11 protein-coding genes are annotated in these 12,780 nt (G+C 38.9%); 8 read left to right on the plus strand and 3 right to left on the minus strand.

From position 1 onward, the window contains the following. Positions 1-101 precede the first annotated feature (101 nt). Together ACFFUE_RS09540 and ACFFUE_RS09545 are read left to right on the plus strand one after the other, a co-directional pair. A complete protein-coding gene (locus ACFFUE_RS09540; RefSeq protein WP_376834788.1) occupies positions 102-455 on the plus strand; it encodes a diacylglycerol kinase in 354 nt (117 codons plus the stop codon). 217 nt (positions 456-672) lie between these two features. Next, a complete protein-coding gene (locus ACFFUE_RS09545) occupies positions 673-1,131 on the plus strand; it encodes a lipocalin-like domain-containing protein (RefSeq protein ID WP_376834790.1) in 459 nt (152 codons plus the stop codon). A 433-nt stretch (positions 1,132-1,564) separates the two neighbouring features. On the opposite strand, the gene lysS is transcribed toward ACFFUE_RS09545, so the two are convergent. Continuing rightward, complete coding sequence (gene lysS / locus ACFFUE_RS09550) at positions 1,565-3,262, minus strand: lysine--tRNA ligase (RefSeq protein WP_376834792.1); 1,698 nt, start codon at positions 3,260-3,262, stop codon at positions 1,565-1,567. A 191-nt stretch (positions 3,263-3,453) separates the two neighbouring features. Between lysS and lipB the strand changes: the two genes are divergently transcribed. From lipB to ACFFUE_RS09575, 5 genes are all read left to right on the plus strand, one after another. Then, a complete protein-coding gene (lipB, locus tag ACFFUE_RS09555; RefSeq protein ID WP_376834794.1) occupies positions 3,454-4,182 on the plus strand; it encodes a lipoyl(octanoyl) transferase LipB in 729 nt (242 codons plus the stop codon). Positions 4,183-4,311: 129 nt separating this feature from the next. Beyond that, complete coding sequence (locus ACFFUE_RS09560) at positions 4,312-5,922, plus strand: 2-oxo acid dehydrogenase subunit E2 (RefSeq protein ID WP_376834796.1); 1,611 nt, start codon at positions 4,312-4,314, stop codon at positions 5,920-5,922. 145 nt (positions 5,923-6,067) lie between these two features. Then, on the plus strand, positions 6,068-7,243 hold the full coding sequence (locus ACFFUE_RS09565; RefSeq protein WP_376834798.1) for an aspartate aminotransferase family protein: 1,176 nt from the start codon (positions 6,068-6,070) through the stop codon (positions 7,241-7,243). 116 nt (positions 7,244-7,359) lie between these two features. Then, positions 7,360-7,746, plus strand: coding sequence for an START-like domain-containing protein (locus tag ACFFUE_RS09570; RefSeq protein ID WP_327984289.1), 387 nt, complete (start codon positions 7,360-7,362; stop codon positions 7,744-7,746). A gap of 73 nt (positions 7,747-7,819) precedes the next feature. Further along, positions 7,820-8,614: an aminotransferase class IV gene (locus ACFFUE_RS09575; protein ID WP_376834800.1), complete on the plus strand. Its 795-nt coding sequence runs from the start codon at positions 7,820-7,822 to the stop codon at positions 8,612-8,614. Between the two features lie 2 nt (positions 8,615-8,616). On the opposite strand, the gene ACFFUE_RS09580 is transcribed toward ACFFUE_RS09575, so the two are convergent. Continuing rightward, a complete protein-coding gene (locus ACFFUE_RS09580; RefSeq protein WP_376834802.1) occupies positions 8,617-9,480 on the minus strand; it encodes a DUF4846 domain-containing protein in 864 nt (287 codons plus the stop codon). Between the two features lie 145 nt (positions 9,481-9,625). On the opposite strand from ACFFUE_RS09580, the gene ACFFUE_RS09585 reads away from it, so the two are divergent. Beyond that, positions 9,626-12,415: a gluzincin family metallopeptidase gene (locus ACFFUE_RS09585; RefSeq protein WP_376834804.1), complete on the plus strand. Its 2,790-nt coding sequence runs from the start codon at positions 9,626-9,628 to the stop codon at positions 12,413-12,415. A gap of 118 nt (positions 12,416-12,533) precedes the next feature. Here the strand turns inward: ACFFUE_RS09585 and ACFFUE_RS09590 are convergent. Continuing rightward, positions 12,534-12,780 (minus strand): transposase (locus tag ACFFUE_RS09590; protein ID WP_376834806.1); only part of this gene is annotated, 247 nt, incomplete at its 5' end.

Below are 12,780 nucleotides of genomic sequence, written 5' to 3' on the forward strand. Positions count from 1 at the left end.
CCTAAAATTGAAAAACAATCATTAACGATATCCTGAACACTCATAACAGCTCGTTTTGAGAAGTAAAAAAACATCTAAAAAAATGGCTACCTTTGTATCCTATGAAAAAGCCTCCTTTCTACAAGAGTTTGCAATATGCCATAAAAGGAATTCTGAGCATCATACGCACGGAACGAAATTTCCAATACCACCTTTTAGGTTTGCTGCTCAATTTATTTCTTATCGTGGTTCTTCAGCTTACCTCTACAGATACTGCCTTGATTATCTTAGCGTGTTTTGCTGTATTGGTAACAGAAATGCTGAACACGGCTATCGAAAAAATTTGCGATTTTATAGAGCCTAACTTCAATCCCAAAATTGGCTTCATCAAAGATTTGGCGGCTGGTGCTGTACTGCTTGCTACCATTGGAGCCATCGCTGTGGGCGTTTTGGTGTATTGGAGGTATCTGTACTAATGTACCGATGTACTAATGTAACAATGTAACAATGTAGCAATGCAATAGTCTAGCAGTGTATCTACTAATGTACCGATGTACTAATCAATATAACAACTACTACCGCCGTATCAATATAATACCACCACCCTACATTGGTACATTGATACATTTTTTCAAACTTTTCTCTTGCAAGATTGAGTTTTTTTTTTGCAAAAAGTTTTTAAATATTTCACAAATGAAAAAATTAATTTTATTTTCTATGGCTACCCTCAGCCTTACAGCGTGTAAAAGAGATGATGACAACACTACTGCAGAGCCTTCCATCGTAGGAACTTGGAACTCTAGCAAATATGTTATCTATAGTGGAAAAGACAAAAGTATCCTTAAGGAAGAACCCGCAACAGCTTGTGATGCTAAAGACACTATGATTTTCACTTCTGATAAAAAAGTATCCGATACCTACTACACCGAGAGCAATGGTACTTGCGTAGAAAATGGTACAGATGCAGGCACTTATTCTTATGATGCTACCACCAAAAAACTCATCTTTCACTGGAGTGGCAATACCACACCCGGCACTGTGGATGTTCTAAAACTCACTGAAAAAGAATTCGAATTTGTAGATGAAGACTTCGATTATAATAATGATGGTGTAGACGACATCCATACTGCTATCTATACAAGAGTTAAATAACAACTATCTCAATTGATATTCACCACGGGCGTTGGCTCGTGGTTTTTTATTTTCCATTAGCCATTTCACCTCGGGGGAAGCTTCGGGCAATTGCTCAAACCTCATTTCACCTCGGGGGAGGCTTCGAGCAATTGCTCAAACCTCATTTCACCTCGGGGGAGGCTTCGGGCAATTGCTCAAACCTCATTTCACCTCGGGGGAAGCTTCGGGCAAATGATTTTTTGCCGCTTCATCACGGGGGAAGCTTCGGGGTTTTTATTCAGAGATAATTATGCTAGATTTTTATAAAAATAAATAAAAAAACAACATTATTTTTTGAATATCAAAAAAAACTTCCTTTCAAAAATCGTTCTGAAAGGAAGTTTTTAATCTATAATTATTATACGATTGCTACACCGCTATATTGTTACATTGGTACATTGTTACACTAGCACTACACCAACGCCATCAGCAGCACCTCGTTTATTTTTTCCACTTTTACGATGTTATTTTTCGTAAGATTTTTGGTGGCTTTATCCCATTTCTTTCCAGAAAGGTCAGATTTGGTTTTCACCACGCTCAGTTCCATAGGCTCTGATTGCGAAGAAAGAATATCCACAATGCGTTTTTCATCTTCATTGAGTTCAAAACTTGGAGCCGCCTTCTCTGGCTTCATCTGTGGGAAGAATAGCACCTCTTGGATGGAAGCATTATTGGTAAGGAACATTATCAGCCTATCCATACCGATGCCCAGACCTGCCGTTGGTGGCATACCGTATTCCAATGCACGGAGGAAATCTTGGTCTATGAACATTGCCTCATCATCGCCCTTTTCAGAGAGTTTTAGCTGTTCTTCGAAGCGTTCTCTTTGGTCGATAGGGTCGTTCAATTCTGAATACGCATTGGCAATTTCCTTACCGCAAACCATCAGCTCAAAGCGTTCTGTAAGCCCTTCTTTGCTTCGGTGTTTTTTAGTAAGTGGCGACATCTCGATAGGATAATCTGTAATAAATGTTGGCTGAATGAAGTTGCCCTCGCATTTCTCTCCAAAAATCTCATCAATCAGTTTCCCTTTCCCCATTGTATCATCTACTTCTATGCCGATAGATTTTGCAAAATCTCTCAGCTCTTCTTCCGTTTTCCCAGTGATGTCAAATCCTGTAAACTTCAAGATGGCATCCGTCATAGAAATTCTTGGATATGGTGCTTTCCAATTGATGGTATGCTCGCCAAATTGAGATTCGGTAGTACCATTCACTTGTAGTGCTACGAACTCCAAAAGCTTTTCTGTGAAATCCATCATCCAATTGTAGTCTTTATAAGCCACATAGATTTCCATTGCGGTAAATTCTGGGTTGTGCGTTCTATCCATTCCCTCGTTTCGGAAGTTTTTAGAAAACTCATACACCCCATCAAAACCACCTACAATTAATCTTTTCAGATAAAGCTCATTGGCAATTCTCAGATAAAGTGGAATATCCAAAGCGTTGTGATGCGTGATGAAAGGTCTTGCCGCTGCACCTCCTGGTATGGACTGCAAGATAGGCGTTTCTACCTCGAAGTAACCTGCTTCATTGAAGAACTGACGCATCGCATTGAACATTTTGGTTCTCTTCACAAAAACCTCTTTCACCTGCGGATTCACGGTTAAATCCACATAACGCTGTCTGTATCTCAGTTCAGGGTCGTTAAAGGCATCGTGCACCACGCCATTTTCATCGGTTTTAGCTTGTGGCAATGGTCTGAGCGACTTAGTAAGTAGCGTGAAGTGTTTCACCATCACTGTCATCTCTCCCACTTGAGTTTTAAAAAGCTCCCCTTCGATACCGATGATATCACCAATATCTAAAAGATGCTTGTAAACCTCGTTGTAAAGCTCTTTGTCTTCCCCTGGGCAAATCTCATCACGATTGAAATACACCTGAATTTTTCCTTCTGCATCTTGCAATTCTGCAAAGGAGGCTTTCCCTTGTATTCTTCGGGACATCAGGCGACCTGCCAATTTTACTTTTTTCCCTTCCTCGAAATTATTTTTGATAGACTGTGTAGTGTCAGTAATGGTATATTCATCTGCTGGAAAGGCATTGATACCCATTTGGGTCAATTTTTCCAGTTTTTCTCTTCGGATAATCTCCTGTTCTGATAGTTGCATATTCTATTTCCTTAAATGAAAGTGCAAAAGTACGGATTTTTAACAAAAATGAATTGGAATCAATGGTTTTCATTTCAAAAAGTGGTAACCTATTCTTTGCATAGTAATTAAATTTAGTATTTTTGCTCATCTATTATTCAGCTTTTGAAGATGAAAAGAATATCAGAAGCTTAATTTAAATACACTCAAAAATGACTCAAAATAAAACTTTAAAATTTCAAGATTTAGGGCTAATGGATTACCTTCCTGCTTTTGATTATCAGGAATCTTTAATGAAATCCATCATTGATTTAAAACTAAAAAACCGCGATAGAACCGATGGCATCTATGAAGAAACGCCCAATTACTTTCTTTTCGTAGAGCATCCTCACGTTTATACCTTAGGGAAGTCTGGTGATGAGCAAAATATTTTATTCAATGAAGAAAAATTAAAGGAAATCAATGCCACTTTTGTAAAAACCAACCGCGGTGGCGATATTACTTACCACGGCTTTGGGCAAATTGTAGGCTATCCTATTTTGGATTTGGATAACTTTAAATCAGACATTCACCTCTATATGAGAAATCTGGAAGAAGTTATCATCCGCACCATTGCAGAATACGGTCTAAAAGGCGAACGAAGCGAAGGCGAAACGGGCGTTTGGCTGGATGTAGGAAAACCCTATGCCCGAAAAATCTGTGCAATGGGAGTAAAAACCTCCAAATGGGTTACAATGCACGGTTTTGCCCTGAATGTGAATACAGATTTGAAGTATTTTGAATACATTATCCCGTGCGGCATCAAGGACAAAGCCGTTACTTCATTAGAACGAGAGCTAGAAAAAACATTTACACAGCAGGAAATGGAAGAGGTAAAACGCAAAATAAAAACCCATTTTGAAGAGGTTTTTGACGCTAATTTTTCAGAGAACAATATATAACAAATTACTATATATCAACTTATTACAGACAAAAGTCCCTGTACTAAAAATTAGTTATTTTTGAAGATTTAAAATATTCCCAATTTTTATATCAAAAAATTTATATATTTGTAAAAACCGAAAAGTAAAATGGCAGAGTATAAATTATTATTGCCTTCAATGGGAGAAGGCGTGATGGAAGCTACCATCATCAGTTGGATAGCCAATGAGGGCGACTTCGTAAATGCAGATGACTCCGTAGTGGAAATTGCAACCGATAAAGTGGATTCTGATGTTCCTACCCCAGTTTCTGGAAAAATCGTGAAAATCCTAAAGCAAAAAGATGAAGTAGCACAAGTGGGAGAAGCCATCGCCATCTTAGAAATAGAGGGAGAAGCCACAGAAGAGCCTGCACAAATCTCCAAAACCGAAATGCCTCAGCCTGCTGCAACCAACTCAGGAGACGCTGAATATCAACTACTATTACCTTCAATGGGAGAAGGCGTAATGGAGGCTACGGTTATCAGTTGGCTATTCAACGAAGGCGACTTTGTAAATGAAGATGATTCCGTAGTGGAAATTGCTACCGATAAAGTGGATTCTGATGTGCCGACCCCAGTTTCTGGAACCATCGTGAAAATCCTAAAACAAAAAGATGAAGTGGCAAAAGTAGGCGAACCTATCGCTATCCTATCCATCAAAGGAGCGGCAATAAGTGGGTCTGTACCAAAAACCGAAACACCTACCGCAGCCGATATCAAGGAACTAGAAAAACCCCTCCAAAATCATACTCCAAAAGTAGAATTTACTGGAGATTTATACCTTTCTCCATTGGTAAAATCTATTGCAAAGCAAGAAAATATCTCCGAAGCGGAACTAAAATCCATCCAAGGAAGTGGACTGGAAGGTCGCATTACCAAAGAAGATATCCTAGGCTATGTTGCCAATAGAAGTACCGTAAAAGTAGCACCAAAAGCTGCTGCTCCGCAACCTGCTACCGTTGCTCCAGCATCCACACCTGCACAAGCAAGTGCACCTGTAGCAGTATCGGAAGGTGATGAAATTATCCAGATGGATAGAGTGAGAAAAATCATTGCAGATGCGATGGTAAACTCAAAAAGAACCTCGCCACACGTTACCTCTTTCATTGAAACGGATGTAACCAATGTGGTAAAATGGAGAGCCAAAAACAAAGGCATTTTAGAAAAACGAGATGGGGAAAAGCTTACCTTTATGCCAATCTTTGTGAGAGCTGTAGTAAAGGCCATCCAAGATTTCCCAATGATCAATGTCTCTGTAGATGGTGATAAAATCATCAAGAAGAAAAACATCAATATTGGTATGGCTACGGCTCTACCAGATGGTAACCTGATTGTTCCTGTCATCAAAAATGCAGATCAACTTTCGCTTTCAGGATTAGCCAAGGCGATTAACGACCTAGCCTACAGAGCCAGAAATAAAAAGCTAAGACCAGAGGATACTCAAGGAGCTACTTATACCATTTCCAACATCGGAAGTTTTGGAAACCTGATGGGAACTCCTATTATCCCTCAGCCACAGGTGGCTATTTTGGCGATTGGCTCTATTGAAAAGAAGCCCGCAGTTTTAGAAACCAAAGATGGCGATGTTATTGCCATTCGCAATCTGATGTTTATGTCCCACTCTTATGACCACAGAGTGGTAGATGGCTCATTAGGTGGAATGTTCCTAAAACACGTCCACGATTATCTCGAAAATTGGGATATGGATGCTGAAATTTAATTCTTTACGGAACTTTAATTGACCTATATAGAAAAAGAGGCTGTCCAAAACTTTTAGGACAGCTTCTTTTAGATTAGAAAGAGCATCTAAAAATTTCAATCCTTCCACAAATCATAATTGATAATTATTTCCGAAATTTGCCCCTATGAATCAAGATTTCTTTAAATACCAAGCCCAGACCACCCAGTTTGCATCGGGCTTTGAAGTAGAAAAAGCAGAAGGCTGCTATATTTATGGTAAAGATGGAAAGAAGTATTTGGACTTTGTAGCAGGCGTTTCTGCCAATACGCTAGGGCATTCTCACCCCAAAGTGATAGACGCCATCAAAACTCAGGCAGACCAATATCTACATGTGATGGTCTATGGAGAGTACGCTCAAGAAATGCCTGTAAAACTTTGCAAGCTTTTAGCAGAAGCTACACCAGCACCGCTAGAGGTTACCTATTTGGTTAATTCTGGAGCAGAAGCCATAGATGGTAGTTTAAAATTAGCCAAACGCTACACGGGAAGAGAAGAAATCATTGCCTTTCACCATTCGTATCACGGCAATACCCACGGAGCACTTTCCGTTTCGGGGAATGAATACCACAAGCGAGAGTTTCGCCCATTGCTTCCGATGGTCAATTTCATCCATTTTAATTCCGAAGAAGATTTAGCACAGATTACCGAAAAAACAGCAGGAGTTATTTTGGAAACCATCCAAGGAGCAGCAGGTTTTCTGGTACCTCATCCTGATTATCTAAAAAGGCTGAAAGCCAGATGCGAAGAGGTAGGTGCACTTTTAATCTTAGACGAAATACAGCCTGGCTTTGGCAGAACGGGGAAACTATTTGCATTTGAGCATTATGGCATTGTTCCAGATATTTTGGTGATGGGCAAAGGAATGGGCGGCGGTGTTCCTGTGGGGGCATTTATGAGTTCCCGAGAGATAATGCAAAGCCTTTCTCATAGTCCTAAATTGGGGCATATCACCACTTTTGGAGGCAACCCACTGATTGCCGCTGCCAGTTATGCTACCTTGAAAGAAGTCTTGGAAAGTGGACTGATGGAGGAAGTGCAAGAGAAAGAAGATTTATTCCGAAAACTATTGGTTCACCCGAAAATAAAACACATCAACGGAAGAGGGCTGATGCTTGCCGTGAACTTGGGAAGCCCAGAATATACTTTGGAAGTCGCTAAACGCTGTATGGCAAAAGGACTCATTGTCTTCTGGCAACTGTATAGAAACGAGTATATGAGAATTTCGCCACCTCTTAATATTTCCAAATCCGAAATAGAGGAAGGATGTAAAATTATTTTAGAAGTTTTAGATGAATGCTGATTAACAGAGCGTTACCCCAATATTGATAAAAAACATTAAAAAAACTAGCCTTTTCTTTTTCGTTATTCGGTAATTAATTTATATATTGCGACCATATAAAAAAAAACAATCGTATTATGGCAAAACAAAAAGTGCAATATGAATTTCCGATGCATTGCTTATCCGAAATTTTGTATGAGTATTTGGCAAGTGCAGAGGGGCTTGCAGAGTGGTTTGCGGATGAGGTTACAGAGAAGGGAGACGATTTTTACTTCAGCTGGGGGGGGGGTGCCGAGGAAAAAGCAACGCTGATACGCTACAAGCCAGAGAGCTTTGTTCGCTTCCGCTGGGAAGAAGATGAAGGTACCAAAAACTTCTTTGAGATGACCATTGTTATCGATGAGATTACAGAAGATTTATCTCTAAACATTACAGATTTTTGTGAGCCAGGAGATGAGGAAGAAAATAGATTGTATTGGGAAAACCTTATAGAAAATCTAAGAATAAAATTGGGTGCTGCCTAACATTTTAATTTAAAAAAAAACGACAATGAACGATGTTTTTCGTTCATTATTTTTATGATTTAAGCGATAGAATATGTTGACATCAGGAGAGTTCCATCCAGAAAATAGAGCGTTTCTCAATGGAGATGCCGTAAAGGTTTCATTTTTTGTACGCCATCAGCAGCTCATTATGGCAGAAGAATGCTATTTTTTCCTAATGGCATCTATGCGAAAGATGCGTATGAATATTCCCTTATCTTATACCTTGGAGTTTTTCCAAAACCTTTTTCAGGACAATGTAATGGCTCAGGGCGTTTCAGACGGTATTATTCACTTTATGGTTTATCGAAATAATGATGGCAAACCATTGCAAAAATCCGAGGTTTCTTTTGTTTTTGAAGTGGAAGAAAAAAAAGATGTCCTAATGCTGAACGAAAACTACGAGATGGATTTAATCAAAGAAATCAATGTCAATACCAACCTTCTGAGCAACATTCGCGTCCACTGTCCAGAAAACATCTATGCCGAAATCTATGCTAAAGAAAATGATTTGGACGATGTGGTTTTACTCAACCCCAATAAAAGAATCGCCCGTTCTATCTGGGGAAATCTATTGTTTTTGGAAGGCAATACCCTCAAAATTCCGAAACAGACCGAAGGTGCCTATATCTCTCCATTGATGGAAAACTTCGTCACTTTCTTGCACAAGAAAAATCTGGCAACCATAGAGCAGGCTGAAATGATTGCCTTTGAAAGTCAAAAAGCCGATGAAATCCTAATGGTTTCCGATGAAAAGGGCATTTTTTCTATCTCTAAAATCCGAAATAAAACCTTCGGAAACGAACGCCTAAAAGCAATGGTAGAGCAATGGAAAGAAACCTTAGCGTAAACCTATTCACCTGCTTTAATTCCCCGAAATCTTTTAATAACCAATGGGGTGAATATATACTTAGCCGTTCTTAGCTTGGGAGCGTTGATGTCCAGATGATACCACGGAGAAAGGCTCGGGTGGTTGGGATTTTTCAGTATATGAATATCTTGTGCTGGCATAAAACTCTGTGCTAACAGAAAAACCCGCTTCCCTATGGCATTTTTGGCACTACCTACAATAAATACCGCGTGCCCAGGGCTTCCTGGCGTGATGATGATATCCCCCACCTGAATATCCTTATGCGTTGTCACCGGTACCGATTCTCTATCCAAAGAAATAGTCCCCGAATACTGAAAAATTAAATTCAGATATTGGCGAAAGGTATCATAGGTATCACTCTCCTTTGCCGACTGATGAAATCTTACTTTATCCCCCACTTCCGTCGTACGGATGCCCTTTTTATAATCGTTCCAAGACATCATTTGTCCACTGGTAAATTCAAATGCAATCTCATCATAGCGTTTTTGCCCCCAAAGGTACTCGGCGTAGAGCCTCATCCACGCATCAGCACATTGCTGTAAATCTTTATTTCCCACCTCTATATCCAAAATTGCTGCGTGGTAAAACTGATGAGGCATAGGCAAATCTCGGTAATCTCGTAGAGGCAAACCTTCGGGTTTCAGCTTAAACTCGGAAAGATATTTCTGAAAAGACCCCACAGGGTAACGCTCCCAGACATAGCCTTTAGGAGGTTGAAATCTCGTTTTGATGGTACTTTTATCTGGATGATTATCCATTGCACGGCTTTGTTCTATGACCTGAGAAACCCCTCTGCCGAACAGCAAAAGACCAAACAAACATCCTATTTTAAAGCAATGCAACATCAGATAAAGAGCGTTGTAGTTTAGATTTTATCCATTGAGAATTCAAATTTAAAAAAAACTTGAAGATAAATCACATCAAAAAATGCGTTTATTAATAAAACTAATCCTATCTTTGATGGAATTTTTCAGGTGATTTTTAGAAAAAATGAAACGGTTTATCTTATTTTTGGCTTTTATATTCGGTATGGTGGTCTATGCCCAGCAAGATAGCATCCGTATTCAAGCACATTTATCTGAAGATTTGAAGGTTTTATCGGTAAAGCAAACTATTGTTTATAAAAACCCACTGCCCACTCCTCTTCAAAAAATCAAATTGCTCAATTGGATAGCGGCTTATCGCAATCAGAATACGCCTTTGGCAAAACGAAAATTGGAAGACCGAAAAAAAGAACTTTACTTTGCGAAACGAGAAGAATTGGGATTTCTCAACAATTTAAAAATCAATCACGAGAACACTTATTTTGATTTGAATTCTGAAAATATTGATGTTCCTCTGAATCAACCTTTACCACCTAAAGAAAGCCTAACACTTCATCTGGAGTATGAAATTCAGTTGCCTAATATCAACCTCACAGGCTATGGTGCGTCTAAGGATAAGGCAGTTTTGAAATATTTCTTCATAGTTCCAGATGCTTTTGAAAATGAGAAGCAAACGCCTAAACATTTCTTAGATATTGAAGAAACACAGAATGGTGGTAGCCATTGGGATGTTACGCTTACCGTACCTCCATCGTATTTTGTAGAAGGCAATTTGGAAAGAGAAGCCCATAGTTTTAAAGGGGTTCTAACCACAGACCCAGAGTTTTTAGTGTCTAAAACACCTATCCATCTCTTTAAGCAAGGTGAACATACCATAGTATTAGGCTATAAAGTATCTGAGGACGAGGCTTCTTATTTGGAGTTTTTCTTACCCTTGCAGCTCAAGTTTTTGGAAGAACGAATGGGATTTGTTCCCAAAAAAATATTCATCTCCGAAAAATTTAGTCAAAAGGAAGATTTCTTTGGCAATGAAGATATTAAACTCTGGAAATTCAAATTTCAACTCTTTTCTGATGCCCAAAAAGTGGATATGAACTACTTCTCTATCCTCTCAAAATATGCCGTACACCACGCTACCATTACAGATAAAGAAAAGGAACATTGGTTTACCAATGGTATCAAAACATATCTGGAAATGCAATATTTACAACGGTTTTATAAGGATGAAATGCTTCTAGGCAAGCTCCCTGAAACCAAAATATTAGGCATTAAACCTTTAAAATACCTCAATGCTTCCAAACTTAAACTTTCAGAACGCTATGGAATCACCTATCAGTACATTAAAGCGATGAATCTGGACCAGAATGTTGGGGCTCCATTTTCTACTTTGAGCAATTTTAATGATATGGCAATCAGTCATTTTGAAACTGGAAGTCTGTTTGATTATCTGGCTCAAAAGATGACCTATGGTAAGTTTAATGTTTTTCTAAAAGATTATCTCACTACCCACCAAGGAAAGCGAGTGAATCCCGAAGCCTTCCTCTCTCGCCTCAATAGAGCTACTGAATACTCTGCAGATTTTCTTGAACCCTATTTTAACCGCAATCAACGCTTTAATTTCAACCTGAAAAAATTCAAAAAAGTAGATGACGGCTATCTGGTAACCATTGCCAAGAATACCCACTTTTCTATTCCCATAAAGATAGACACAGAGCATCACAACGGGCAACGCACCACCTTCTGGTATGATACTTCTGAACGCAAAAAACGCTCGGAATATCTGATTCCCTTACAAGACTTAAATAAAATACAACTGAATAATGACTATATCTTTCCCGAAGCCAATTATAGAGATAATTACCTCTACACCAAAGGCTTTTTTTCTAATATGAAAAAAGTAAAGCTGAAACTGCTGAAAGATATTCCCAACCCAGAATATAACGAAATCTATGTAGCTCCTAAAGTAACCTTCAATGCGTATGATAAAGTGCTACTGGGGCTCAATTTCCAAAATCAATCGCTACTTGAGGAGAATTTTGTGTATAGTTTCACACCTTTTTATAGTACAGGAACTAGTAAATTTACAGGTTCGGCAGGGTTGGCTTATAATTATAGACCGCTGAATAGGTTTTACAGAAATTTGCAACTGGGAGGCTCGGCGGCTTATTTTCATTACGACCACGGTTTGGCTTACCAAAAGTATAGTCTAAGTTCTAGTTTAATTTTCGCTAAACCTCTCAGAAGCGAGGAAAACCAATGGATAAGCTTGTCTTATAATTATTTTGAAAAAGACCTTACCCCTACAATGGTTTTGAATAATGAATACGACCGCTACAACCTATGGAATTTAGGCTATGTCTATTCTAATAGAAAACTGATTTACGAGATGCTATTCAGCACCAATTTTCAGCTGATGAAAGATTTCCAAAAGGTTTCTGCTGAAGGCTTTTACCGTTGGGAATATGCCAATGATAAGAAAATTGGTTTTAGAATCTTTGGAGGATACTTTTTATCCAACCACGCTCGCAACGATTTGTTCAGCTTTGGTATTTCCCGCATTTCCAATTATGCTTTTGCCTACAATCTATTAGGGCAAAGTGCTACTTCTGGTTTTCTATCTCAGCAATTTGTCTTGGCAGAGGGCGGGTTCAAATCGTTTTTTCCCCACACCGCCAATCAATGGATAGCATCTGCCAATATAGACGCCCACCTTTGGAAGATGTTCAATATCTATGCAGATTTTGGTGCCTACAAGCGTAAGGGACTTGCTCCCCAATGGATTTGGGATTCGGGCGTGAAGCTGAAGATTGTTCCGGATTTTTTGGAAGTCTATTTTCCCCTTCAGTCCTCTCTCGGCTTTGAACCTTCGTTTAAGGATTATAGCAGTAGAATCCGTTATACTTTGATTATTAACCTCGGAGCCATTACCAGCCATTTCAGGAGAGGGTGGTTTTAGCCCATCATTGCTAAGATATTAGTTTGAGTTTACGCACTTTTGGGAAGAATATTTAACAATTTCTATTCTCGAATTTAGCAAATGCTTAATATAACCTAAATTCCATTAGTAATACCATTTAAATCATAAAAATACTCGTAAATATTTTAAGGTAATGATGATTAGAGGTGATGGATTTTACTTTTTGATTGTCCATAGCGTTTAAGATTTCGTAGAGCCATTCCCTGAGAAGCTCCATATTTTCAAAAGTCTTGTTTTTAAAGCGTTTTTTTATGTATTGCCAAACTTGTTCACAGGGATTCAATTCTGGACTGTATGGTGGAATATTTATCAGTGCAATATTGGGAGGAATATCGAAGTCTTTG

It is taken from the genome of Bergeyella porcorum, assembly GCF_042427575.1.
Lineage (GTDB): Bacteria > Bacteroidota > Bacteroidia > Flavobacteriales > Weeksellaceae > Bergeyella > Bergeyella porcorum.